This window comes from Paenibacillus sp. D51F (assembly GCF_053345695.1).
Map to the genome: position 1 here is coordinate 150,898 of NZ_JBKFAO010000002.1, position 24,745 is coordinate 175,642.

28 protein-coding genes are annotated in these 24,745 nt (G+C 57.6%); 3 read left to right on the top strand and 25 right to left on the bottom strand.

The window, feature by feature from the left end:
• Window positions 1-32 precede the first annotated feature (32 nt).
• The 4 genes from ACLBWT_RS04250 to ACLBWT_RS04265 all read right to left on the bottom strand — a co-directional run bounded on the left by ACLBWT_RS04250 (window position 33) and on the right by ACLBWT_RS04265 (window position 2,431).
• Window positions 33-266 (bottom strand): DUF4227 family protein, encoded by a 234-nt coding sequence (locus ACLBWT_RS04250; protein WP_447661828.1) that lies wholly within the window; start codon window positions 264-266, stop codon window positions 33-35.
• Window positions 267-596: 330 nt separating this feature from the next.
• Window positions 597-1,055, bottom strand: a complete 459-nt coding sequence (fur, locus tag ACLBWT_RS04255; protein WP_447661829.1) for a ferric iron uptake transcriptional regulator — start codon at window positions 1,053-1,055, stop codon at window positions 597-599.
• A 77-nt stretch (window positions 1,056-1,132) separates the two neighbouring features.
• A complete protein-coding gene (spoIIM, locus tag ACLBWT_RS04260; RefSeq protein WP_447661830.1) occupies window positions 1,133-1,771 on the bottom strand; it encodes a stage II sporulation protein M in 639 nt (212 codons plus the stop codon).
• Between the two features lie 72 nt (window positions 1,772-1,843).
• A complete protein-coding gene (locus ACLBWT_RS04265; RefSeq protein ID WP_447661831.1) occupies window positions 1,844-2,431 on the bottom strand; it encodes an NUDIX hydrolase in 588 nt (195 codons plus the stop codon).
• Between the two features lie 112 nt (window positions 2,432-2,543).
• On the opposite strand from ACLBWT_RS04265, the gene mciZ reads away from it, so the two are divergent.
• The gene (mciZ, locus tag ACLBWT_RS04270) at window positions 2,544-2,684 is read left to right on the top strand and encodes a Z-ring formation inhibitor MciZ (RefSeq protein ID WP_447661832.1); all 141 of its coding nucleotides are present in this window, start codon (window positions 2,544-2,546) and stop codon (window positions 2,682-2,684) included.
• 67 nt (window positions 2,685-2,751) lie between these two features.
• Here the strand turns inward: mciZ and ACLBWT_RS04275 are convergent, their stop codons facing one another.
• Window positions 2,752-3,879, bottom strand: coding sequence for a M20/M25/M40 family metallo-hydrolase (locus tag ACLBWT_RS04275; protein ID WP_447661833.1), 1,128 nt, complete (start codon window positions 3,877-3,879; stop codon window positions 2,752-2,754).
• A 102-nt stretch (window positions 3,880-3,981) separates the two neighbouring features.
• Here ACLBWT_RS04275 and prli42 point away from each other — a divergent pair, with 102 nt between their 5' ends.
• Window positions 3,982-4,080, top strand: a complete 99-nt coding sequence (gene prli42 / locus ACLBWT_RS04280) for a stressosome-associated protein Prli42 (RefSeq protein WP_157053892.1) — start codon at window positions 3,982-3,984, stop codon at window positions 4,078-4,080.
• Window positions 4,081-4,119: 39 nt separating this feature from the next.
• Here the strand turns inward: prli42 and lipB are convergent, their stop codons facing one another.
• From lipB to lpdA, 5 genes are all read right to left on the bottom strand, one after another.
• Window positions 4,120-4,824 (bottom strand): lipoyl(octanoyl) transferase LipB, encoded by a 705-nt coding sequence (gene lipB / locus ACLBWT_RS04285; RefSeq protein WP_447661834.1) that lies wholly within the window; start codon window positions 4,822-4,824, stop codon window positions 4,120-4,122.
• A gap of 31 nt (window positions 4,825-4,855) precedes the next feature.
• Window positions 4,856-6,193, bottom strand: a complete 1,338-nt coding sequence (locus tag ACLBWT_RS04290; protein ID WP_447661835.1) for a dihydrolipoamide acetyltransferase family protein — start codon at window positions 6,191-6,193, stop codon at window positions 4,856-4,858.
• Between the two features lie 66 nt (window positions 6,194-6,259).
• Window positions 6,260-7,243, bottom strand: coding sequence for an alpha-ketoacid dehydrogenase subunit beta (locus ACLBWT_RS04295; RefSeq protein WP_447661836.1), 984 nt, complete (start codon window positions 7,241-7,243; stop codon window positions 6,260-6,262).
• 3 nt (window positions 7,244-7,246) lie between these two features.
• Complete coding sequence (locus ACLBWT_RS04300; RefSeq protein ID WP_447661837.1) at window positions 7,247-8,272, bottom strand: thiamine pyrophosphate-dependent dehydrogenase E1 component subunit alpha; 1,026 nt, start codon at window positions 8,270-8,272, stop codon at window positions 7,247-7,249.
• A 116-nt stretch (window positions 8,273-8,388) separates the two neighbouring features.
• On the bottom strand, window positions 8,389-9,816 hold the full coding sequence (gene lpdA / locus ACLBWT_RS04305; protein WP_447661838.1) for a dihydrolipoyl dehydrogenase: 1,428 nt from the start codon (window positions 9,814-9,816) through the stop codon (window positions 8,389-8,391).
• Between the two features lie 178 nt (window positions 9,817-9,994).
• Between lpdA and ACLBWT_RS04310 the strand changes: the two genes are divergently transcribed.
• Window positions 9,995-10,273 carry a DUF2627 domain-containing protein gene (locus ACLBWT_RS04310; protein ID WP_447662241.1) on the top strand — a complete coding sequence of 93 codons (279 nt, stop codon included), beginning with the start codon at window positions 9,995-9,997 and terminating at the stop codon, window positions 10,271-10,273.
• A gap of 845 nt (window positions 10,274-11,118) precedes the next feature.
• Here ACLBWT_RS04310 and spo0A read toward each other — a convergent pair.
• From spo0A to ACLBWT_RS04385, 15 genes are all read right to left on the bottom strand, one after another.
• A complete protein-coding gene (gene spo0A / locus ACLBWT_RS04315; RefSeq protein WP_447662242.1) occupies window positions 11,119-11,934 on the bottom strand; it encodes a sporulation transcription factor Spo0A in 816 nt (271 codons plus the stop codon).
• A gap of 197 nt (window positions 11,935-12,131) precedes the next feature.
• A complete protein-coding gene (gene spoIVB / locus ACLBWT_RS04320) occupies window positions 12,132-13,460 on the bottom strand; it encodes a SpoIVB peptidase (RefSeq protein ID WP_447661839.1) in 1,329 nt (442 codons plus the stop codon).
• Window positions 13,461-13,580: 120 nt separating this feature from the next.
• A complete protein-coding gene (gene recN / locus ACLBWT_RS04325) occupies window positions 13,581-15,281 on the bottom strand; it encodes a DNA repair protein RecN (RefSeq protein WP_447661840.1) in 1,701 nt (566 codons plus the stop codon).
• A 33-nt stretch (window positions 15,282-15,314) separates the two neighbouring features.
• Window positions 15,315-15,764 (bottom strand): transcriptional regulator AhrC/ArgR, encoded by a 450-nt coding sequence (ahrC, locus tag ACLBWT_RS04330; protein WP_021882313.1) that lies wholly within the window; start codon window positions 15,762-15,764, stop codon window positions 15,315-15,317.
• A gap of 3 nt (window positions 15,765-15,767) precedes the next feature.
• Window positions 15,768-16,241: a hypothetical protein gene (locus tag ACLBWT_RS04335; protein WP_447661841.1), complete on the bottom strand. Its 474-nt coding sequence runs from the start codon at window positions 16,239-16,241 to the stop codon at window positions 15,768-15,770.
• 153 nt (window positions 16,242-16,394) lie between these two features.
• Window positions 16,395-17,237: a TlyA family RNA methyltransferase gene (locus ACLBWT_RS04340; RefSeq protein WP_447661842.1), complete on the bottom strand. Its 843-nt coding sequence runs from the start codon at window positions 17,235-17,237 to the stop codon at window positions 16,395-16,397.
• Window positions 17,238-17,333: 96 nt separating this feature from the next.
• A complete protein-coding gene (gene dxs / locus ACLBWT_RS04345; protein ID WP_447661843.1) occupies window positions 17,334-19,229 on the bottom strand; it encodes a 1-deoxy-D-xylulose-5-phosphate synthase in 1,896 nt (631 codons plus the stop codon).
• 99 nt (window positions 19,230-19,328) lie between these two features.
• Window positions 19,329-20,240, bottom strand: a complete 912-nt coding sequence (locus tag ACLBWT_RS04350; protein ID WP_447661844.1) for a polyprenyl synthetase family protein — start codon at window positions 20,238-20,240, stop codon at window positions 19,329-19,331.
• The gene (gene xseB / locus ACLBWT_RS04355) at window positions 20,237-20,500 is read right to left on the bottom strand and encodes an exodeoxyribonuclease VII small subunit (protein ID WP_447661845.1); all 264 of its coding nucleotides are present in this window, start codon (window positions 20,498-20,500) and stop codon (window positions 20,237-20,239) included. The genes ACLBWT_RS04350 and xseB overlap by 4 nt, the downstream gene beginning before the upstream one ends.
• A gap of 5 nt (window positions 20,501-20,505) precedes the next feature.
• Window positions 20,506-21,855 carry an exodeoxyribonuclease VII large subunit gene (gene xseA, locus ACLBWT_RS04360; RefSeq protein WP_447661846.1) on the bottom strand — a complete coding sequence of 450 codons (1,350 nt, stop codon included), beginning with the start codon at window positions 21,853-21,855 and terminating at the stop codon, window positions 20,506-20,508.
• Window positions 21,856-21,862: 7 nt separating this feature from the next.
• Entirely contained in the window at window positions 21,863-22,717 is an 855-nt protein-coding gene (gene folD, locus ACLBWT_RS04365) for a bifunctional methylenetetrahydrofolate dehydrogenase/methenyltetrahydrofolate cyclohydrolase FolD (RefSeq protein ID WP_447661847.1), read from the bottom strand.
• A 74-nt stretch (window positions 22,718-22,791) separates the two neighbouring features.
• Window positions 22,792-23,238, bottom strand: a complete 447-nt coding sequence (gene nusB, locus ACLBWT_RS04370) for a transcription antitermination factor NusB (protein WP_447661848.1) — start codon at window positions 23,236-23,238, stop codon at window positions 22,792-22,794.
• 126 nt (window positions 23,239-23,364) lie between these two features.
• Window positions 23,365-23,595, bottom strand: a complete 231-nt coding sequence (locus tag ACLBWT_RS04375; RefSeq protein WP_447661849.1) for a DUF2273 domain-containing protein — start codon at window positions 23,593-23,595, stop codon at window positions 23,365-23,367.
• Between the two features lie 13 nt (window positions 23,596-23,608).
• A complete protein-coding gene (gene amaP, locus ACLBWT_RS04380) occupies window positions 23,609-24,169 on the bottom strand; it encodes an alkaline shock response membrane anchor protein AmaP (RefSeq protein WP_447661850.1) in 561 nt (186 codons plus the stop codon).
• Between the two features lie 82 nt (window positions 24,170-24,251).
• Window positions 24,252-24,659, bottom strand: a complete 408-nt coding sequence (locus ACLBWT_RS04385; protein WP_021880408.1) for an Asp23/Gls24 family envelope stress response protein — start codon at window positions 24,657-24,659, stop codon at window positions 24,252-24,254.
• Window positions 24,660-24,745: the final 86 nt, after the last annotated feature.

A 24,745-nucleotide genomic window follows, 5' to 3' on the forward strand; every position in this document is an offset into this window, starting at 1 on the left:
CGGCATCATGCCGGCTCTTCCGCCGTATCCGATCATTCCCCGTTATAGTAGAACCAGCGCAGCCTGTCGGCGATCGTACCGCCCTCCGGCGGCGCCCCGTGAGGCTCGAATACTTTGAGGGCAGGCCCTCGGGGCAGCGCATAAGGATTCACCGGAGCGACCCAGCTTTCAGCCAAACGGCAGCCTTCGTAGAACACGACGGTAAGGGCAGCGAACAGCACGATGAAAGCTAGCCGCGACACCCAGCTTCGGATGGAGAGAATCATGGACAGGCGCCTCCTTTACAGTGACAACCTATGCTCGCCGATCGCGCTCTATGCCCACTATTGCTCCCGCAGGCAGGCGCAGCCCTGCTGCTCGCCGCCCATCCCGGCCTGCCCCCGGCAGGAGCCGCATCGGTGCTCAAGCGGTGTGCACGCAGGCTGCCGGGCTATGGAAGCCGCTCCCAAGGAGCCGGACTGCTCCAGCTCGGACGAATCGGCTCCGTCTGTCTGCCGGCGGCAAAGTCCTGCCTACACGCTGCCCGCTGAAAGCAGAAAACAGCTCTGCCATTCCATTTCCCTCCCCGCTGGGGGCCGGAAACGAATGCAGAGCTGTCATGGCTTTTTTGAGTCGCTCAGGTCTCGGCAGCGCCTGCAGATTCCTTGAAAATCAAGCCGGTGGTCCAGAACGGAAAATCCGTACTCGGCTTCGAGACGTTCTTCCAGAGGTCCGAGCCAGTCGTCCTTGATCTCCTCCATGGAGCCGCATTGCACGCAAATCAGATGATGATGGTGATGCTTGCTGTTGTCCGTTCTGAGATCGTAACGGGCTACGCCGTCTCCGAAGTTCATCTTCTCCACGACGTGAAGCTCGCTGAGGAGCTCAAGCGTGCGGTAGACGGTGGCAAGGCCGATCTCGGGAGCCTTATCCTTGACGAGCATGAACACATCCTCGGCGCTGAGATGATCCTCTTCGTTCTCAAGCAGGACGCGAACGGTTGCTTCGCGCTGCGGGGTCAACTTGTAGCCCTGCGACTGGAGCTGCTGCTTAATGGCATCAATGCGGGATTCCATAATTCCCCCCTACTACAAGAAAGCCGGCTTGCCGCCGGCGCTTATGAACCTATTATAGTTGGAAAACTTCTATGAAGTCAATGATTCCGGCTTGCTGCCGCCCAGTCCGCCGCCCATCTCATCAACGACGGAGACAGCCAGGCGTCGACCGCCGAAGCAGCCGCCAGCACCAGGAACATCGCCGCCGCAGTGCCGGCAAGCGCAGCTGCGGGAGGCAGCAGGGAACCTTTCCTGCGGATGAACCGGTTGCGGATGACATAGAGGGAAAAAGAGATCGATGCGCTGCTGACGGCCAAGTATGCCGGGACGCCGATCAAATTCGGAGGAACGACTGACAGCAGGGAAAAGGCGAAGCCTCTCCACGACAGCTGGCTGACGAGCGTTCCGATCGCGAATCCGACGAGCACGCCTTTGAAGAAATCGAGCGCCAGGATGAACGGCATCCCGACTACGGTCAAGCCCAGCAGCCAGATCGCGAGCAGCCAGCGGCCATGCAGCCACTGCGCGCTCCAGAAGGCCGCTGCAGGATCAGGGCCGGAGCCGGCGGAGAGCGAGCCCATGAAGACGCTCAGCTCCTCTCCGAGGCTCTGCTGCTGCCCGGCGGGAAGCGAGCTTGCCAGTACGGTGCCGAATAAGACTCCTACAGCAAAAAGCACCGCGACGAACAAGAGCAGCATCCTGCTCTCCCTGTCCGGTGCCTTGAAGATGCCAAGCATTCGCCTTCCTCCTTCCAGGCTTGTCCGCGTATAGACAATCTATGCCCGGCAGGTCCGGTTCATGCCAGCTTGCTAGTTCTCGCTGCGGAAGCCCATCACGCCGGTGTGCAGATAAAGCTTCCACAAATACACCGCCATGAGCGTCTTGGCGTCTCCGATGACGCCTTCACGGATGTAGGCCTCGGCTTGCTCCATCGTCAGGGCTTCGACATGCAGCTCTTCATCGTCGTCAGGCTGGCTCTCGCCTTGGCTGAGTCCTTCGGCGGCGTAGAGATACACCTTCTCGTCGGCGAACCCCGGCGAAGTATAGAACGCATCCACCAGCTTCATCTCCGAGGCGCTTACCCCCGTCTCCTCGCGCAGCTCGCGCGCGGCGCATGTCGCCGGGTCCTCGCCGGGATCCAGCTTGCCTGCAGGGATCTCGACCTGGTATTTGTCCATCGGCTTGCGGTATTGGCCGACCGTCAGCAGCTTGCCGTCCAGCAGCGCGATCACGGCCGCGGCGCCAGGATGGCGCACGATTTCCCGGGATGTGATCTTGCCGCCGGGAAGCTTGACCTGATCGACCTGCAGCGTGATGATGCGGCCCTCGAAGATCGTTTCGGATGAAACGGTCGTCTCCGCGCCGGGAAGCTTTTTAGGCCCGTCCGATTGGTTCATTTGTCCATCAGCCTCCTGTTCGTTCGGAGCCGGACTGCAGACGCTCCGGAATAACTTGTCCCATCTCTTCATATGCTCAGGCATAACCTTCGTGATAAGGATGTGCGTATCCATGAAAATGTACGTTGGAGCCAAGGAGCTCAAGCTGGTCGGAAAAGCATGGGAAATCCGCCATACCCTCCGCAAGCTGAGCCGCGAAGCCGGGCGCCCGGAAGAGAAGAGCCTGGAAAGATTCCTCTCCAAGCGTTCCTGACGGCGAGTCCATTTCAAGGCTTTCCGTTCCGCCTGGCGGCCCGCCGATCCCTGGGAAAGGCGCTCTGCTACGCTTGGCCGCTCAAGCGGATGATGGCCGCAACTAGCTCCGCCAGCTTCGCGATATCGTCGGCTTTGATCTGCTCCTTGGTCGTATGGATATGCTCGTAGCCGACAGCGAGATTGGCCGTCGGCACGCCCAGTCCGTTGAAGATGTTGGCGTCGCTGCCTCCGCCTGAGCGGAAGGTCGACGGAGAAAGTCCGATAGAGCGGATCGCTGCGGCAGCCGCTAGAACGACGGCGGAGTCATCGGCATGAAGGTAGGACGGATAGATCAGGCTGTCCTCAAGCGACGCTGTCGTCCCGTAATCGGCAGCTGTCGCTTCGACCGCTTGCCTCATGGCGGCGATCTGCGCCTGCAGCTTGGCGCCGTCGATGCTGCGGGCTTCGGCCTCCAGACGGACGTAGTCGCAGACGATATTCGTGGCGTTGCCGCCCTCGAACCGGCCGATATTAGCCGTCGTCTCATGGTCGATTCGTCCCAAAGGCATGCGCGAGATCGCCTTGGAGGCGACTTGGATGGCGCTGATGCCGTCTTCCGGATTGACGCCGGCATGCGCCGAGCGGCCGTTGACATGGATGAAGATTTTCGTCTGGGCCGGGGCCGCCACCGCGATGCCCCCGACCGGTCCGTTGGAATCGAGCGCATAGCCGTATTCGGCGCGCAGCTTGCTGCGGTCCAGCGCCCTGGCTCCGGCGAGGCCCGTTTCCTCTCCGACCGTAATGACGAACTGGACTTCTCCATGTGGAATTCCGTTCTCCTGGAGCAGCCGGATCGCCTCCAGCATCGCGGCCAGGCCCGCCTTGTCGTCGCTTCCGAGAATCGTCGTGCCGTCGCTGCGCAGATAGCCGTCGTCGTCGAGACGGGGCTTGATGCCGATGCCCGGCTTCACCGTATCCATATGGGAGGTGAAGAAGATGACAGGCGCCTCGACGCCTGGCGAAGCCTTCAGCGTAGCGAACAGATTGTTCGCGCCATAACCGGTGGCGGCGGCCGCATCGTCTTCTTCGATTTCAAGTCCGAGGGCGGAAAATCTGTTTTTCAGCTCTTGGCTGATCGCGCCTTCATTGCGGGATTCGCTGTCGATTTGGACAAGCTCCATGAACTCTTTTACAACCCTGTCTTTATGTACCATTTTCCGATCGCTTCCTTTCGATCTGCTTCCGAATCCGTTACAATAGCGGTATGGGTTGTCCTCCGAATGCGGAGGGCAGCGGCCCCGGAAGGAGAAGAGCTGATGAACAATCCCAACCGCATCATGAAAGTCATCGTCTACGTCGTGTTGATTACTCTGCTCGTCACGACCGTCCTGTCCAGCATCGGCTGGCTGCTTTGACGAAGCGGCCGGCCTGGCCGGCCGGCTCCCTTCATCTCCTCATTCCCCGGCTGCAGTCGCCGGATCGAAGCCGAACCTGCCCATGAAATGGGGCAGGATTTCCCTGGCCGCCCTCTCGAGACTCATCTCGATGCCGGTCAGATCCTCGAACGAGGTTACCCCGTACTCCTGAATGCCGCATGGAATGATTCCGCTGAACCCCTGCTCCGCAATGCCGGCCTTGATGTTCAGGGCGAATCCATGGCTGGTCACGAACCCTCTGCGTTTCCTTGCTTTGTTGAATTTGATGCCGATGGCGGCGATTTTCTCATCGCCGACCCACACTCCCGTATACTCGGGCTTGCGCCCGCCTTCAATGCCGTAATCGGCAAGCCAGTCGATGATGACCTGCTCCAATTCCCTTAAAAAGCCATGCAAATCGAGCCCTTTTGCATCGAGATACATAAGCGGATAACCGACAAGCTGACCCGGTCCATGGTACGTAATATCGCCGCCGCGGTCGATTTCGAACACGCCGATGCCTTGCTTGCGGAGCTCTTCCGGGCTCAGCAGCAGATGCTCCGGATGGCGGTCCGTTCCAAGCGTATAGGTCGGCGGATGCTGAAGAAGGAGGAGCGTCTCCGCTCTCTCCCCCCGATCGATTTCCGCTACGTATTCCTTTTGCAGCTCCCATGCTTCTCCATATTCTATGAAGTCGATATACCTAGCCAGGAGCGGCCTGCCGGATGGCTGCCTGATGTTCATGGGATCCTCCCTGTCGTGAAATTCGTTCGTTTTAGTACAGATGCGTCTCGGAGCTGAAGCTTTCCAGGTTCTCCTTGACCCGCTGCAGGAAGCGTCCGCAGATGACGCCGTCCAGAATCCGATGGTCCAGCGACAGGCAGATGTTCGCCATGGAACGGACAGCGAGCATGTCGTTGATGACGACGGGCCGCTTGACGATGGATTCGAACGTGATGATGGCGGCTTGCGGATAGTTGATGATCGGCTGGGTCAGGATCGCCCCGAACGAGCCGGTGTTGTTGATCGTGAAGGTGCCTCCCTGGACGTCGTCGACACGCAGCTTTCCTTCGCGGGTTTTGCGCGCGAGGGTGTCGATCTCGTGGGCGAGGCCGGCGATGTTTTTCTGGTCGGCGTTCTTGATGACCGGCGTGATGACGGAATCCTCCGTTCCGACCGACATCGAGATGTTGATGTCGCGCTTGACGATGATCTTATCGACCGCCCATACCGAGTTGATGATCGGGAAGTCCTTGATCGCATTGACGACCGCCTTGATGAAGAACGCCAGGTAGGTCAGATTCGTTCCTTCGCGCTTGCGGAAGTCGTCCTTGATCTTGCTCCGCAGCACGACCAGGTTTGTCACATCCACCTCGATCATCATCCAGCCATGCGGAATCTCCGTGACGCTTTGGCGCATCCGGGTCGCGATCGTATTGCGGATCGGGGTCACGTCGATGAAATACTCGCCTCGTCCGGGAATCGCCTGGCCTTCGGCTTCCACCGAAGGGATGCGCGGGCTCTCGCTGAGATGCAGCCCGGAAGAACGAACGGGACCGCGGGATTCCACGATCCGGTCGCCGGGCTCAAGCACGGATGCCGAAGCTGCTGAGCCGGAAGCCTGTCTCTTGGACGATGCTTCGACATGGGCCAGAATGTCCTTGCGGGTCACCCTGCCGCCTGTCCCCGTTCCTGGAACGTCGGCAGGGTCGATCCCGTGCTCGGCGGACAGCTGAAGGACAGCCGGCGAGTACCGGCCGCGCATCGCTCCTGCAGGACGCGCATGCTGCCCCGGGGATGCAGCCGCGGCGGACCTCGCCTCTTCGGTTGGAGCAACGCCGCGGGCCGGCGATCCTGCTTCGGCCTCGGTCTCGATCAGGCAGATCGGAGTTCCGACTTCGACGGTCTCTCCGGTTCCGACCAGGATTTTGACCAGCTTGCCTGCGATCGTGGACGGAATCTCCGCCCCGACTTTGTCCGTAATGATTTCGCATACCGGCTCGTACATGCCGATCTGCTCGCCCGGCTGCTTCAGCCAGCGCTCGATCGTGGCGTTTACGACCGATTCGGCCAGCTTGGGCATAACGATTTCTTGTACGGTCACTTTCATCATATCGCTCCTTGCCAGGCCCCTGCTTGGAACAGGGACCTCATGGCTCGTAATCGCAAAGCATCGGGATCAGTAAAGAGCAAGCTCTCTCATGGCCTCGAGCACTTTGTCCTTGTTCAGCATGAAGAATTTTTCCCCGGGAGGATTGATCGGCATCGCCGGCACATCCGGACCGCACAATCTGCGGATCGGGGCGTCAAGCTCGTAGAGCATCTCCTCGGCGATGATCGCGGACACCTCCGCGCCGATGCCGCCGGTTTTGTTGTCCTCATGAATGATCAGCACTTTCCCAGTGCGGCGGGCCGCTTCGAGAATGCCTTCCTTGTCGAGCGGCTGAAGAGTGCGCAGATCCAGAATATGCGCGCTGATTCCTTCCGCTGCGAGCTCCTCGGCCGCCTGCAGGGCGAAATGAAGAGGCAGGCTGTAGCTGATGACCGTAATGTCATCGCCTTCCCGCAGTACATTGGACTTGCCGATCGGCACCGTATAATCGCCTTCCGGAACGGAGCCGTTGACGAGCGTATAACATTTCTTGTTCTCGAAGAACAACACCGGATCAGGGTCGCGGATAGCGGCAGTCAGCAGTCCTTTGGCGTCCGCAGGCGTATAAGGGGCGACGATCTTGAGCCCTGGCGTTCCGAAGAAGACCGATTCCGGGCACTGGGAATGATAGAGGCCTCCGAAGATGCCGCCGCCGATCGGCGCGCGGATGACGAGCGGGCATGACCAGTCGTTGTTCGAGCGGTAACGGATTTTGGCCGCCTCGCTGATGATCTGATTGGTCGCAGGGAACATGAAGTCCGAATACTGCATCTCTGCGATCGGCTTCATTCCATACATGGCCGCTCCGATCGCAACCCCGGCGATCGCCGATTCCGACAGCGGAGTATCCATGACGCGGGTCTCGCCGAACTGCTGCTGAAGACCCTTCGTCGTCGTGAACACGCCGCCCTTGACGCCTACATCCTCACCGAGCACGAATACATCCGGATCGCGCTCCATTTCTTCTTTCATGGCAAGCCGGATCGCCTCTATATAGTCGAGTACTGGCATCGTTTACTTTCCTCCTTCGCTTCCGTCCGCGTAGACATGGAGCAGCGTGCTCTCAGCCGCGGGGAAAGGCGCTTCATCGGCATATTTCGTCGCCTCGTCGAGCTCCCGGCGGATCGCTGCCGTCAGCTCCTCGTCCTTCTCCACGCTCCAGGCGCCGGCATCGATCAGATACTGGCGGAAGCTGATCACGCCGTCCTTGGCGCGGTTCTCATCGACTTCTTCCTTGGTCCGGTATGCAAGATCGTTGTCCGAAGTGGAGTGAGGGGACACCCGGTACATCATCGCCTCGACGAGGGTAGGCCCTTCGCCGGCAAGCGCTCGACGATGCGCTTCCTTGACGACGCCGTAGACCGCAAGCGGATCGTTGCCGTCCACTCGCAGGCCGGTGAACCCGTAGCCGAGGGCACGGTCCGCCACCCGGCCGCCCAGCTGCTTGTGGACCGGTACCGAGATGGCATACTGGTTGTTCTCGCACATGAGGATGACCGGCAGCTTATGGACGCCCGCAAAGTTGCAGCCTTCATGGAAATCGCCCTGGTTGCTCGAGCCTTCCCCGAACGTCACGAAGCTGACTCTCTGCTCGCCTTTCATCTTGGCGGCCAGAGCGATGCCGACCGCATGGGGAACCTGGGTCGTCACGGGAGAAGAGCCGGTGACGATCCGCAGACGCTTGTGGCCGAAGTGGCCCGGCATCTGCCGGCCTCCGCTCGTCGGATCCTCTGCTTTGGCGAAGACGGACAGCATCAGCTCGCGCAGCGTCATGCCGACCGAGAGGACGAAGCCGTAATCGCGATAATAAGGGAGGAAATAATCCTGGTCCCGGTCAAGAGCCCAGGCTGCGGCCACTTGAGCGGCTTCCTGGCCGATTCCGGATACGTGGAAATTGATTTTGCCGGCACGCTGCAGCAAGAGGACTCTCTCGTCGAACATCCGGGCCGTGCGCATTTTCGCATACATTTGAACAGCATCTTCATCCGACAATCCGAGCTCGCGGTGACGGGTCAAGCTGCCTACAGGTGGTTGGTTCATGGGATGAACCTCCTTCTGCTCCTAGTTTTAATACCAGGTACTAATACTTGATCATACTCATTATAACTCGGTCTCGGGCAAAAGGAAACTCCAGCCGCCCAAAAGCGGCTGGAAGGTCAGAATGCGAAGGATTTGCCGTCCACGGCCAGCATGGCTTCACCTAACGCTTCCGATAGGGAAGGATGAGGATGGATGCTCGCTCCGACTTCCCATGGCACGGCGTCGACGAGTTGAGCGAGCGCTGCTTCGGCGATCAGCTCCGTCGCATGAGCGCCGATGATATGGACGCCGAGCAAATCCCCTGTCGTCGAATCCGCGATGACTTTGACAAAGCCCTGCGTATCTCCCTGCACGATCGCTTTGGCGACCGCTGCGAATGGAAGGCGCGCAGTCTTCGGTTCATGCCCTTGGGCTCGGGCCTGCTCCTCCGTATATCCGATCGATGCTGTTTCCGGATAGCTGTATACGCAGCGCGGAATCCGGTGCGCAGCCGGCGGAGCCGTCTTTTCGCCGAGAATATGCTCCACAGCCGCGATTCCTTCGTGAGCGGCGGCATGCGCCAGCTGCACCCCTCCGGTAACGTCGCCAATGGCGTAAATGTGAGGCTCCGATGTTTGCAGGCTGCCGTTCACCTTGATCCAGCCGCCGCTGACCTGGATATCGGTATTTTCAAGGCCGATGCCCTCGACGTTGGCTACCCTGCCTACCGATACCAGAAGCTTCTCGGCTTCGAGCTTGACGGTCGCGGAGCCGATTCGCGCATCGACGGCAATGCCCGCCGGTTGGCGCTCCAGCGTCTCAGGAATGACGACGGCGTCGGTATGGATGATGGCTCCCCGGGATTTCAATGCTTTGGCTAAAGCTCCCGAGACGTCGGCATCTTCTCCAGGCAAAATGCGCGAAGCTGTCTCGACAAGCGTCACCTTGACGCCGAAATCAGTCAGCATGGAAGCCCATTCCACTCCGATTACGCCTCCTCCGACAATAATCATCGAGGCAGGCAGCGACTCCAGACGGAGCGCCTCGTCGCTGCTCAAGACATTCCCGCCGTCCGGTTCCAGACCCGGCAATATCCGCGGACGCGAGCCTGTCGCGATGATCAGCTGTTTGGACACGACGGATTCCGTCTCCCCGTCCGCCAATTCGACGGCCAACGTGCCGCTCTTGGGCGAGAAGATGGACGGACCGACAATGCGCCCGCTGCCATGCACGATCTGGATGCCGTGTTTCTTCATCAGCTGCTGGAGCCCGCGGTACAACTGATCGACGGCGCCTTCCTTGCGGCTCTGAACGGCTCCGAAATCCACACTTATGCCGTTCTTGTCCACCCTGACTCCATATGCATCCGCATGCAGGAGCGACTGGTACACTTCCGCGCTTCGAAGCAGGGCTTTGCTTGGAATGCAGCCTCGATGCAAGCATGTCCCGCCGACTCGATCCCTCTCCACAATCGCTACGGATTTCCCTTCCTGCGCCGCTCGAATTGCAGCCGTGTATCCGCCGGGTCCCCCGCCAAGCACGGCAATATCTACTTGAATCGTCATCGTATCGCTTCCCCTTCAATCAAAGTGCAATGACTCCATTGTACCTTTTTTAAAACGCGAATAACACTGCATGGACAAGCATGCCGTTTAACGTTATCATTAAAAAAGGCTTATTTTAGGCAACTTTGTCAGGAATAATGCCGAGTTTGGGCCTGATTAAGGAGAGAACACCATGAGAATGGTCATATCCAGGTTTATTGCTATTCTTATTCTTGTCATTCCCGGAATCATAGCCTGTTACGGATTTCTGAAGATGAAGAGCTCCACGTTCGAATATTTTGCCGATCTCGGCAATGATTCCATCATTCCGCATTTCAAATGGCTGCCATTCATTGGCGGGTTTATCATGTTTGCTGTCGGAATCGGTTTCATTGGCGGATGGATCTTCTTCCGCGACCGCAAGCATAATTATGTCGCTCCGAGATTCAAGAAGAAGCGGCCTAGACCCAACCTTTGACCCGCAAGGCGATGGCACAAGCAATTCCCTTTCCTGACTCGTACTATACAAGTAACCAGTTAGGAAAGGAGTTGCAAGCATGTCCTGTCATCCGAACCGTCCATATTGTCCTGAAGAGACAGTTGTCGATCCTACTCAAACGGTCTACCGCGATATCTATCATCCGCAGCTCGTCAGAGTCGTCCACAACATCGATATCGTCACTCGTCATCACTGCGTTCCCGTCCGTTGCGACGTTTACCGTTACAATTGCCGCGATGAACATGTAGGCTCTGTTAATAACGAGAATCATGAACTTCACGTGAATGGCGACTGCAATCGATCCAGCATCTCCCGGGCCAAGAAATCCTCCAAAAACCGTTCCAAAAAGAAATAGCTCCCGCTGGATATGACTGCGCGCTACAATCACGCGGCTTCATGCAGTGCGATAAAAGAAGACCGTTGCGGCTTAATGCCCAACGGTCTTCTTGGTCTTATCAAGGTTATGACGAGCTTGGATGGTACCAAGGTTAAGATGAGCTTGGATGGTACCAAGGCTAAGATGAGCATTGATGGTACCAAGGCTAAGATGAGCTTTGATGGTACGAAGCTTATGCTGAGCTTTGATGTTACCGAGACTAATGACCTTTTAGGTTACGAAGCTTATACTAAGCTTTCATGTTGCCAAGACTAGATGAGCTTGATGCAGAGGGCATAAGTTTCTTGAAAAGCCATCCAATCCTTTCATACCCTCGCCATGCAGAACCAGATTCTTATCCTCCGCGGCTGTAAATGCGCAAGCTGCCGGGCAGTAAGGAGCGTGTATGCAGTCGAGCTCATCCATGCGAACAAATGGATTGAATTGACTAGCTGACTTTGTGCTCGATCCGCAGCTTGTCCGCCACCATGGCGATGAACTCGCTGTTTGTCGGCTTGGACTTGCTGATGTTGATCGTATAGCCGAACAGGTGGCTGATGCTGTCGATGTTACCGCGCGTCCAAGCGACTTCAATGGCATGGCGGATAGCGCGTTCGACGCGGGAAGGAGTCGTCTTGAACTTCTCCGCGATGGCAGGATACAGCGTTTTGGTGATGGCGCCGAGAATCTCGATGTTGTTGTACACCATCGTGATGGCCTCGCGCAGATACTGATATCCTTTAATATGTGCAGGAACGCCGATTTCATGAATGATGCTGGTGATATTGGCGTCCAGATTTTTCCCTTTTGCGATCGGCACCACGTTGGACTTGATGACCGAAGATGCGGAGAACGAGGAGCCGGATGATGCCATTACCGCCGAATTGCCTACAAGCTGACGAACGCGGTTGGCCAGCATCTCCATGTCAAATGGCTTGAGGATATAATAGGATGCTCCCAGCTGTACGGCCTTTTGTGTGATGTTCTCTTGGCCGAAAGCTGTCAGCATGATTATTTTAGGCATCGGTTGAATTCCGGCATCGCGCAGACGTTCCAAAACGCCGAGACCATCAAGATGAGGCATGATGATGTCGAGAATAAGCACATCCGGAATACGTTCCATTTCGCTTAGCAAACGCAATACTTCTTCGCCGTTGTAAGCGATGCCGGAAACTTCCATATCCTCCTGCTCCGATATGTACTCCGAAAGCAGGTTCGTAAATTCCCTATTGTCATCTGCTAACAAAACTTCGATTTTAGCCAAAATTGGTCCTCCTCCAAATTGAACTGAGATGGTCGGCTGTTTCATTTTGCTCCTATAACATTTCGACAGTTTCAATTGAAATCCTTCTGTCGAATATTATTTTTCTTTATTTTCCCTAACGATATATGTATAATAATTATTTTGCTACATTTAGCGACCCCGTTCCTTATCATTCGACAAACAGGGACCTCAAGGCATCAAGCTGCCTTAAGGTCCCTGTTCGAGGTTTGAAGAAGAACGCCTGCGTCTTGAAGCATCCACTCGATAAAACATCCATATCCGGAAGAAGGATCATTTACGAATACATGCGTCACCGCTCCAATCAGCTTGCCGTTCTGCATGATCGGACTTCCCGACATGCCTTGAACGATGCCGCCCGTCAAATCCAGAAGCCTTTTGTCCGTAACCTTGATGACCATGCCTTTTGTCGCTGGGCTTTTCTGACGGCTCACATGGGAAATCTCGACCTTGAACCGCTCGACCTTCTGTCCGCTCAGCACGGTCAGAATTTCGGCCGGTCCTTCTGCGACTTCTTCCGAGAAAGCGACTGGAACCGCTTCGGATTGATAGCTATGGCTTGGCATTTCTTTCATCTTGCCGAAGATGCCGAAAGGCGTATTGCGTTCGATGTTGCCGAGGATCTGGCTTTCATTCACGAAATGCGCTCTTTTCTCGCCCGGTTCGCCGCTCAAGCTTTTGTTGATGGAAGTCACATTGGACTGGAGAATTTGGCCGTCCCCGACTTCAATGGCCGTGCCGGTATCCAGATCGGTAATGACATGTCCCAGAGCGCCATACACGCCTTGATCCGGCGCGTAGAACGTCAGCGTGCCTACGCCTGCAGCCGAATCGCGGATATAAAGGCCGATTCGCCAGGAGCGGTCATCCACGTCGTAAGCCGGCTTTAGCTCGATGTCCATCATTTTTCCAGCCCTTTTGACTTTTAGTCTCAGCGGTTCCTTGCTGGTTCCGGCTGTCTCGGTAAATTCCGCGACCTGCTTGACTTCACGTACGCGCTGGCCGTTGATCTCCATGATCAAATCGCCCAAACGAATGCCTGCAAGCTCTCCAGGAGAAACTTTGGATTGCGGACTTTCCTTAACGAGATGATGGCCGACAACAAGAATGCCTGAGGATTTCACTTTGACTCCGATCGTCTGTCCTCCTGGAATGACCTTCAGATCGGGAATGACATCGACATGAACTGTCTTGAAGGGGATAGCTCCGAACAGTTTCAAGGACATCGTGGCTTTGCCGGTTTCTTTGGAAGCGGCAATGGATATGGGCCGGTTCAAATCAAGGGATTGCCTTCCTTCGGATTTTCCGTTCACATGAATGAGGTTGGAGTCCACGGTCACGTCCGCACGAACGGGCATGTTGTAATCCAGTCGTTTCATCTGCCCGGAGAATAAACGCAGCTCTTTCGGGAATGAGGCATAATTCAGGAACGGACTGGAGATGCCGATCATGCAAACGAAGAATACAAGAACTAACCCGAACCACCGCTTCCGCTGGTTGGCGCTCAATGATCTCACGCTCCCTGTAGTTCCATCGCTTGACGAGAAAGGTAATCGCCAATTGCGTACCTATAAGGTACCCCGCCCCCCCTGATTTATGTCCGATAAAACATTCCCTGAATACCTTGATCAGGCCCCTTTTTGTCGATCTGCCAGCACCAGCATTTCTTGTGCATGATGGCGGGTTTTGTCCGTCACTTCAACGCCTCCGAGCATGCGGGCAAGCTCTTCGATCCGCTCGCGGTCGCTCAGTTCCTTGACGGATGTGACAGTCCTGTCGCGTACGACATCCTTGCTGATCTCATAATGATAATCCGCCATGCAGGCGACTTGCGGCAGATGGGTGATCGAGAATACCTGGCATTTGCCGGATAATTGCGACATCTTTTCCGCTATTGCTTGCGCTGCCCTGCCGCTTACGCCGGTATCCACCTCATCGAAGATAAGTACGGGTACCTGATCGATCTCCGCGAATATGCTTTTGAGCGCCAGCATGATCCTGGACATCTCGCCTCCGGAAGCGATTTTGCTGAGCGGCTTGAGCGGCTCGCCAGGGTTGGGGGCCAAAAGGAAATCAGCTTCGTCGATGCCGTTGAGGCCAAGACGGTAGCCATCGCCCTGCGGCTGTCTTTGCAGGGAAGCGCGGAAAACGGTGCGGCTCATGCCGAGATCCTTCAATTGAAGCTCGACCGATGCCGACAGTAGTTCTGCGGCGATCGAGCGCTCGTGCGAGAGGCTTTCTCCAAGCGCCGACGCTTCCGCATGTGCGCTTAACAGCGACGCCTCCAGCTGCCGGATATGCTCGTCCCTGTTCTCGATCAGATCCGCTTCATGTTTGATTTTCTTGTAATAAGCCAGAATATCAGCAACGGTGTCTCCGTACTTGCGACGCAGGCCGCCGATGACCGTAAGCCTGTCCTCGATGACGTCAAGCCGCTCCGGATCGCTCTGAACGGAATCGCGATATCCTCGAAGCTGATGCGCAGCATCTTCGGCTTGGTAGAACGCTCCCTTCAGCTGTTCCAGCAGCGGCTCCAGTACAGCCGAATCGTAAGCCTTGATGTCTTCAAGCTTGGCGATCGCCGAACTGATCGCCTCAAGCGACCCGCCATCGAACAGCAGCCCGTATGCAGCCGATGCATGGGACATCAGCTTTTCCGAGTGCGAAAGCTTCTCCTTCTCTTCCTGCAGCTGATCCCATTCATCCTTCCTGAGCCCGGCTGAACGGATTTCTTGGAGCTGGAACTTGTAGAGGTCGAGCATTTGCATGTTGTGGCGGCTTGTATCCTGGGCGTTCTTGAGCGCCTGCCGGACTTCGCCGTAGCGGGAGAAGGCGGCCTGATACTCACGCTTCAAGCCAGCCACCTTCTCGCCTGCGAACAGGTCGAGCCATTCGAGATGATGCTCGCTCTTCAAAAGCGATTGATGCTCATGCTGGCCATGAATGTTGACCAGGCACTCTCCGACCTCGCGCAGCATCGTCAGATTGGCTATGCTGCCGTTGATCCGGCAAGAGCTCTTTCCTTGAGCGGAGAGCTCTCTGCGGATGATGAGCAGGTCCTCCGAGCTGCCCTGAAGCCCAAGCCGCTCGATCGCCCTCCATACCGGATGGCCGGCCGGAAGATCGAATGTCGCCTCCATCTCCGCCTTGTCGCATCCGTAGCGGACCATATCCGAGGATCCTCTGCCGCCGATCAAAAGAATGAGCGCATCGATCAAAATGGACTTGCCGGCCCCCGTCTCGCCGGTCAATACATGGAAACCATCATGGAAACCGACCGTGACTTCTTCAATAACGGCTAAATTGCGGATGGACAATTCGCGAAGCATAAAGACACACTCCTCGTTCCGTAAAAGTAGGTATTAGTTCATCATGCCGAGCAGCAGGTCGACGATCTTGCTGCCGCCTTCTTTCTTGCGGCATATAATCAAAATCGTATCGTCGCCGGAAATCGTTCCCATGATCTCAGGCCATTCCATGCCGTCCAGCAGGGAAGCGATTCCGTTGGCTGTCCCGGGCAAGCACTTCATGACGACCAGGTTGTCTGCCTGATCCACGCCGAGGAAGTTGTCCAGCATGGAACGCTTGAGCTTGTTGACGGGAACGAAACGCTGTTCCTGCGGCAATGAATATTTGTACCTGCCGTCTTCAGCAGGCACCTTGATGAGCTGCAGCTCCTTGATATCCCTCGACACGGTTGCTTGGGTCACCTGCAGCCCGGTCGCACGCAGGGCTTCCACCAGCTCGTCCTGAGTTTCGATGACGCTCCTGCCGATGATCTCCCTGATCTTGACATGACGAAGACCTTTCATCCCTTATGCCTCCCTTGTTCTTGGCCTCTTTGTATCCTCTAAATCGAACTTGACCGTTCTTATCGACCGCTCCGCCGGATCCACCACCAGAATGCCTTCCAGTTCCGGCATAAGCAGGCTGAAAACCAGCAGCCGATCGCGAAGCCCGCTGCCCGTCCAATCCATGGGCTGGCGTTCGCGGCTGATCTTCACCGCATACATAAGTCCATCACATTCCGCCACATAGTCGATGTAGAGGCGGCTGTACAATTCCTGACCGTCCAATTCCACGGCGATCGGAACCTTGTGCTTGCCGGACAATACTTCATATCCTCGTGATTCCAGAAAGAGCACATGGGCATCGTCAGGTTCAAGCAGTTCTCCTCTTCCCAGCACAAGCCGCTTCATCCCTCGCGGCTGATGGAGCCAATTGTAGAAGGCGCGGTACCCCCAATAAACGATTAGCAGAACTGCCGCAACCATGACGAACAGATCCACGATCTTCCCTCCTCCCGCAAGCAGCGGTGAGGGATGAATTCGATTTTTCTGCCGCATTTCCTTCATGGAGAGTGAGAATTATCCCCGAACATTTGTTTGTTGTTTCCAGAATACCAGAACATGCGTTTGTCTGTAAAGTGGGGATGGAAGAATTTATTTGCCCGAGCCGAATCTCTCCCCGGCTTCCCGGACGACTTGGCTGATCTGCTCGCTCGACCATCCAGTCGCTTCTGCAGAGTCCTTTTCCTCGCCGCCGCTCCGCTTCCAGCGCGCCAGAAACTCAATATTGCCCTCGCCGCCGGTTATCGGCGAATACGTCAGGTCGACGAGAGCGAAACCGGCCGCGTCCGCAGCTTCAAGCACCGAATGCAGCACTTCCCTGTGAACGGCAGGCTCCCGGACGATGCCGGCTTTGCCGACCTTCTCGCGGCCGGCTTCGAATTGAGGCTTGATCAGCGCCACGACATCCGCTCCGGCATCCAGCAGCTGCGACAGCGGCGGCAGGATGAGCTTCAGCGAAATGAAGGATACATCGATGGAAGCGAAATCCGGCCGGGCTCCCTTGATGTCTTCGGGAGTCATGAAACGGAAATTGATCCTTTCCATCACGGTCACTCTCGGATCCTGCCGAAGCGACCAATCGAGCTGATTGTACCCGACATCGATCGCGTAGACATGCCCGGCTCCATGCTGAAGCGCGCAGTCTGTGAATCCCCCGGTCGAAGCCCCGATATCGAGCATCGTGCGGCCGGTGAGATCAAGCCCGAATTCACGGATCGCCTTCTCAAGTTTCAGACCTCCGCGGCTGACATATGGATGGACGCTTCCCTTGACTTTAATATCGGAGCCGCGGTCCACCTTCATCCCGCTTTTGTCCACCGGTTCGTTGTCCACCAGCACAAGGCCGGCCATCAGCGCCGCCTTCGCCTTTTCCCTGCTCGGAAAATATCCCAGCTCCACGAGCAGCACATCGATTCTTTCTTTGGAAGACGCCATTGCTTTCTCCTCTGCTTGTTATGATTATGGGTCCGCATTCGTTTCCCTGACCAAAAAAAAGGCCTGCAGCGTGAGAACGCCGCAGGCCATCTGCCGTCAAAGCTGGTTCGTCGCCCGCTTGCGCCTCGGCTGCAGTCCCATGACCTCGGCCGCCAGACGCTCCGGCGTCAACCCTACTTCTGCGCGCTGCTCCTCAATGGAAGCATGCTCAATGAATTCATCCGGTATGCCGATCAGCCGGACCTGGACGCCCGTGCGCCCGCCCAAGGCATAATGCTCCAGCACCGCGCTTCCGAGCCCTCCTTGGAGCGAGCCTTCCTCCATGACGAGAAGCGGAATGCCCTCTTCCGCCAAGGAATCAAGCATGACGTGATCCAGCGGCTTGATGAAGCGGGCATTGATTACACGAAGGGAAAGACCTTCCCGCTTCAAAAGCTCGGCGGCTTTTTCCGCTGCCTGGACCATCGGTCCGACTGCGATGACCGCGGCCGATTCGCCTGCGCGGACCGTCTCCCAGGTGCCGATCGGAATCGGCGTCATGACGGGATCCATCTCGACCCCCGTTCCGTTCACGCGCGGATAACGAATGGCAATCGGGCCTTCGTTGTAATCGACGGCGGTTTTCATCATGTTGCGGAGCTCGTTCTCATCCTTGGGCATCATCAGCACCATGTTCGGAATATGGCGCAAGTAGGCGATATCATACACGCCGTGATGCGTCTCGCCGTCCGGACCGACAAAGCCGGCGCGGTCGATGGCGAAAATGACGTTCGCGTTCTGCCTGCAAATATCATGGACGACTTGATCATAGGCGCGCTGCAGGAAGGTGGAGTACACGGCATACACCGGCTTCATCCCTTCCATAGCCATCGCCGCCGACATCGTCGCCGCATGCTGCTCCGCGATGCCGACGTCGATCATCCTGCCGGGGAAACGGGCCGCGAACTTCATCAGCCCGGATCCTGCTGGCATCGCCGGAGTGACCGCCACGATGCGCTCGTCGCGCTCGGCCAGCTCGATGAGCGCATCGCCGAACACCTCGGTATACATCGGCGGTCCGACCGCCTTGAGCATTTGGCCGGATTCGATCTTGTACGGAGAAGCCCCGTGCCATTTGAACGAGTCGTTCTCGGCCGGCGTATATCCTTTGCCTTTGACCGTGACGACATGCACAAGAACCGGTCCTTGCACGTTGCCCGCCTGTTGCAGCACATCCAGCAGCTGGCCCATGTCGTGGCCGTCGACCGGACCGAGATAATGGAACCCGAACTGCTCGAACAAGATGCCGCTCATCAGCAAATATTTGAAGCTGTCCTTGAACCGCTCCGCCGTCTTCGCCAGCTTGCCGCCGATGGCGGGGACCTTCTGGAGAAGAGATTGAAGCTCTTCCTTCGCCTTCTGGTAATGCCGGTCCGTACGGATCCGGCCGAGATACTGATGCATGGCTCCGACATTCGGGGCGATCGACATCTCGTTGTCATTCAAAATGACGATCAGATTCTTCTTTTCGTGGCCGATATGGTTCATGGCTTCAAGCGCCATGCCGCCGGTAAGGGCTCCGTCGCCGATGACCGCGACGACCTTGTTGCTGCCGCCTTGCAGATCCCGCGCCAGCGCCATGCCCATTGCTGCCGAGAGGGAGGTGCTGCTGTGGCCTGCCTCCCATACGTCATGCTCGCTTTCGCTGCGCTTGATGAAGCCGCACAGCCCGCCCTGCTGGCGCAAGCTGTCGAAGCGGTCCATGCGGCCGGTCAAGATCTTGTGGACGTAAGACTGGTGACCGACGTCGAACAGGAACTTGTCTTCCGGACTGTTGAACAGATAGTGGAGCGCAAGAGTCAATTCGACGACGCCAAGGTTGGGAGCTAGATGCCCGCCGGTCGCCGACAGCTTGCGGATAAGGAATTCGCGGATTTCGGCCGCGAGCTGATCCAGTTCCGGCAAGGCCAGCTTCTTGAGATCTTGAGGTCCGTTGAGGTTGTCGAGCAGCACGATAAGGTTCCTCGCTTTCCTGAGCGGGTATCGATCGCCGCTCCGTCAATACACATTATTCACCATTATATCATACAAAACGACACGAACCCAGCAGGGTCAGCGGTCCCGCTTCAGCAGGTAGTCCGCCATTTCGAGCAGCCTTGCCGGCTTCGCCAGCCCGGCGCGGCCAAGAGCTTCCTTGGCGTCGCTTGTCAGCTGCTCCATCAAGCGGCGGCTTTCATCCATGCCGATCAGGAAAGGATACGTGACTTTGCCCGCGGCCGTGTCGCTGTTTGTTTTCTTACCCATTTTTTGCTCGTCGCCGATCAGGTCGAGAATATCGTCCTGGATCTGGAATGCGAGCCCGATGTTTCGCCCGAACAGGCCTAGATGCTTCAATGCCTCCTCGCCGGCGCCTCCAAGGCGTCCCCCGGCAAGAATTGAAAATACGATCAAATCGCTGGTTTTGTGCTCATGGATATATTCAAGCTCCTTAAGCGTCGTTACCCCTTGCTCGCCCTTCATATCGGCAGCCTGCCCGCCAACCATTCCTGCTGCGCCGGAGAGCCGCGCAAGATCGGCGGTTATGTCCAGCAGAACGCCTGGATCCGCTCCCTTGCTCCTTGCCGCTGCCGTCAAATAGAAGGCATGCGTGAGCAGCGCGTCGCCGGCCAGAATCGCCATTGCCTCTCCGTAAATCCGGTGGTTGGTCGGCTTGCCGCGCCGAAAGTCGTCGTTGTCCATGGCCGGAAGATCGTCATGGATCAGCGAATACGTATGGATAAGCTCAACCGCGCAAGCTACGGACAGCGCAGCCTCCTGGTCGCGGGCATCTCCGCGGGCCGCCTCCGCGGCAGCCAGAACGAGCACGGGACGAATGCGCTTGCCTCCGGCAGACAGGGAGTAAGCCATGGATTCGCGAAGCGTGCCCGGCACGTCCCATGAGGGAGGCAGGCTCGCCGCAAGCGCTTCTTCCACGAGCAAGGCCGATGCGGACAAATACTCCTTGAACGTCGTCGTATCGATCACAGGACATCCTCCCGATCGTTCTGTGCAGCCGAGAAAGGCTGGGTCTGGAATTCGGACCCCGACTCCAGCAGCGTCTCAATCCGTTTCTCCACTTGCTCCAGCTTGCCTCCGCACAATTGGGACAGCTTCATCCCTTCCTGGAACAGGTCGATCGCCGTTTCCAGCGGAACGTCCCCGCCTTCTAGACGATCGACGATCGATTCCAGCTTCTCCATCGCTTCCTCGAAGCTCATGGCCGGTTCCTGATTATCAGCCTTCATGCGGCTCACTCCTCCTCTATCGCCCATACATGGCACTGTGCTTTTCCGTCCTGAAGCTTCACCCGGACCATATCGCCCGGCGACAGCTCCTTGACGGAACGGATGATGCGGTTCTCGCTGTCGTCGAAGACAAGGCCGTAACCCCGGGCCATGACCTTGAGCGGGCTGAGCGAGTCGAGCTGTCTGACGGCAGCTGCGGCCTGGCCGCGCTTGTCCTTGACGGCCATGCGCATCGCCTTCTCCAGCCTCCCCTTCGTCTGGCCCAGCTGCTTGGCGGCAGCGGCCGCCCTTCCGCTCGGATCATGCGCCTGCAGAACTTTGCGCAGCCGGAGCAGCTTGTCCCCGGCTTTGTCGGGCTGGCGGCGGATCTTCTCCTCCAGACGCTCCTTCAGCCGGTCAAGCCGCTGCGCCTGGTCGAGCAGATATCGGCGCGGATGGACGAAATAGGGCGATCTCCTTGCCCTAAGCAGCCTCTCCTTGCGGCGGTCGACCGTGCTGCGGGCCGCTGCGGCGAGGCGCTGGTTCAGCCTGCCCAGATACTCGCCTATCTCCGCCATATTCGGCGCAGCAAGCTCTGCGGCGGCCGTCGGCGTAGCCGCACGCTTGTCGGCTACGAAATCCGCGATGGTGAAATCGGTCTCATGTCCGACCGCTGAAATGACCGGAATGCCGGAGGCAAAAATCGCACGCGCCACGGATTCCTCGTTGAACGCCCATAATTCCTCGAGCGAGCCGCCGCCGCGGCCGACGATGAGGACATCGGCCTGTCCATGGCGATTGAGAGCTTCGATGCCCTTCACGATGGACGGGGCAGCGGCTTTCCCCTGCACAAGCGCCGGATAGACAAGAATCGCCGCGGCAGGATATCTGCGCCGCAGCGTAATGATCACATCCCGGATCGCAGCTCCTGTAGGAGAGGTAACGACTCCGACGACAGCCGGATACCGGGGAAGCTCCCGCTTCCGTTCTTCGCGGAACAGGCCTTCCTCCTCCAGCCTTGCCTTCAGCTGCTCGAAGGCCAAGTACAGGCTTCCAAGTCCGTCCGGCTGCATGGACGTCGCATAGAATTGATAATTGCCGTCTCTTTCATATACGGAGATGTTGCCTCGGGCGATGACTTTGGCGCCCTCCTTGGGAATGAAGGGAAGCCGCTGGTTATGGCTGGCGAACATGATGCATTTGAGCCGGCTGTCCTTGTCCTTGAGCGTAAAATACATATGGCCGCTGGAGTGGTGGGTGAAGTTGGAAATTTCGCCGCGCAGCCAAACATCGCCAAGCAGCCTGTCGCCTTCCAGCTTCATCCGGATATACCGGTTCAGTTCTTTGATGGAATAAATCCGTGGTGTATCGGCCATAAGCTGGTCACGCTCCCGCTGCTCGCCGAGCAGCCTTCAGCGTGTTGTGCATCAGCATGGCGATCGTCATCGGTCCCACTCCGCCCGGCACGGGAGTTATCGCCCCGGCCGCCGGAAGGCAAGCCTCGTAATCGACATCGCCCGCAAGCTTGCCGTTGTCGAGCCGGTTGACGCCGACATCGATGACGACGGCTCCAGGCTTGATGCAGCTGGGACCGATCGCCTTCGGCTTGCCGATGGCCACGACGAGAATATCCGCGGCGGACGATATCGCCTCCAGATTGTCCGTACGGGAGTGGCAGACGGTCACGGTCGCATTCTCGCGGAGCAGCAGCATGGCGACCGGCTTGCCGACGATATTGCTGCGTCCGATCACGACCGCATGCTTGCCCGCGATCTCATGGCCGCTGCGCTTGATCAGCTCGATGATGCCTGCAGGCGTGCAGGGCAGCAGGCTTTCGTCGCCGATGACGAGATTGCCCGTGCTTTGCGGGCTGAAGCCGTCCACATCCTTCTCGACGCTGATTGCGTCGATGACCGCTTTCTCCGCTATATGCGGAGGAAGCGGCAGCTGGACCAGAATGCCATGGATCAACTCGTTCCGGTTGAGCTGCCCGACCAGCTCCAGAAGCTCTTCCTGGGTCGTCTGTCCAGGCAAGCGATGGACCTCGGAGTAGAAGCCCATTTCCGCGCAAGCCTTCTCCTTGCTGCCCACATACACGGCCGAAGCAGGATCTTCTCCGACGAGAACGACCGCCAGTCCCGGCACGATGCCGGAAGCCCTCAGCCTCTCCGCCTCCAGCTTCACTTCCGAACGAACTTCTCCCGCTATGCGCTTTCCGTCAATGACTTGTGCACTCACGCGCCGATCTCTCCCCTCGGTTGTTGGCTCAACAAGCTGTCATGCCTAGGCGGCCCGAACGTTCGCAAGCTTCCTTATTCGGTCTTCAGCTTGTCCAGCTCGGCAATCAGCCGGCCCAGCACGCCGTTGACGAACTTGCCGGACTCGTCCGTTCCGAAATGCTTGGACAGCTCGATCGCTTCATTGACCGCCGCCTTGGGCGGCACGTCCGTCCGGAAAACGAGCTCGTAGCAGGCGAGCCTGAGCACCTGAAGATCGACGCGGGAAAGCCTCTCCACCTGCCAGCCTGTCAAATACTGCTGAAGCATGCTGTCGATGGCCGCCTTGCGCTCGATGACGCCTTGGATGAGTTCTTTCGCGAAACCGCCGGTCTCGCCTTCCTCCATCTTGTCCGCGCCGATTTCGTTTTCCTGGCTTGCCTCTTCAAGAAGCATGACGACAGCTTCCTCCGCCGTCACTTCGTTCATTTCCATCTGGTACAAGCCTTGTACCGCTATTTGACGCGCTAACCTTCGTTTCATAATGCCTCCTGAGCAAGAAATGACTTTGTATGGAATCCCCCAAAAATACCTATGATCTCCTCCCTGCTCCGAAAAGCCCCGCTTGGAAGGGGCTTGCTGTCCGGAGTACGGAGGAGACCACAGAAATCAGCGATATCGCTGGAAACGTTCTCCCAGCCATTCGGCCAGGCGTCTCCACGGAAACAGCGGCTCTCCGCCGGTATCCTTGCGGTAGCCGGCTGTATATCCGGCCCACAGCAGCAGGGCGATGAACAGCATGTCCCAAAAACCGGATATCAAAAAGATAATGCCGAGGAACAAGGATGCGGCGACGCCGACAGCCCGTCCTCCGTATCGTTCCCACCATTCTCTCCACATGGTTGCCTGCCTCCTATTCTACGCGGCTCTTGAAAGAAGGAGACGAGATGACGTTGGCGACGAAAACGGAGACGGCCGCAACCGGAATGCCCGTGATTTCCTCCACATGATCCTTGACCGCCCGCTGAATCTCCTCCGTCATATGAGGAATCGACGTCTCTCCGTCCACGACCGCGCGCACCGCGATGTCCAGGCCGGATTCCGCCGTCGTGATTCGGGCTTTGAGATCCTTGACGCCGCGCTGCCTGCCGGCTGCCTTGAGCACGAGATTCTCTACGGTCTCGATCGAGATCCGGATGTCGCCGAAGTCGTTGCGCTGATCGATGGACGAAGAGCCGCCTCCCTTGACGCGGATGGAGACGAAGAACAGCCGAAGGCCGATGAGCAGCAGAACGACGGATGTGATGATGACGGCGATGTTGACGGGGGTCCCGATCTTCATCCAATCGGCCAGAAAGCTCGAGGCGGAGTCCTTGCCCACTCCTCCAGTGCCGATTGCGATCGCGAGCACGCTCAAAATCATGACGGCCAGGGAAAATAAAAACAGAAGAAGACGATCAACAATTCGGCTCAACCAGATGTTCCTCCTCATAAAGCGGAATAAACCCCCTTGCGCCGAGCGGCAGCCCAATCACAAGGGGGTGACGGTTCCATATTTATTTGACTCTGAGGGCAGAGTCTTCTTCAACAGGGCTTTCGCCGGACTTGAAGTAGACGTCATGAATATGTACGTTTACTTCAACGACGATAAGTCCCGTCATCATCTCGATCGATTTCTTGACGTTGCGCTGGATCTCGGCTGCAATCTCAGGAATCGGGTTGCCGTACTCCACGATGATGGACACGTCTACAGCCGCTTCCTTGTGCCCGACCTCGACCTTGACGCCCTTGGACAAGTTCTTGCGTCCGAGCAGTTCGGCGATGCCGCCCGCAAGTCCGCCGCTCATGCCGGCCACGCCTTCGACCTCGATCGTCGCAAGGCCTGCGATGACCTCAATGACTTCCGGCGCGATCTGGATCGTGCCGATGTCCGTTTTCTCGTAATCCGCTGCCATGATGCTCATGTGCCTTGACGCACCTCCCGCTTGATGTTAGGTGTCCTCCGGTCCGCAACCGGAGGCTCATCCGATTCATATTCCTATACTATAGC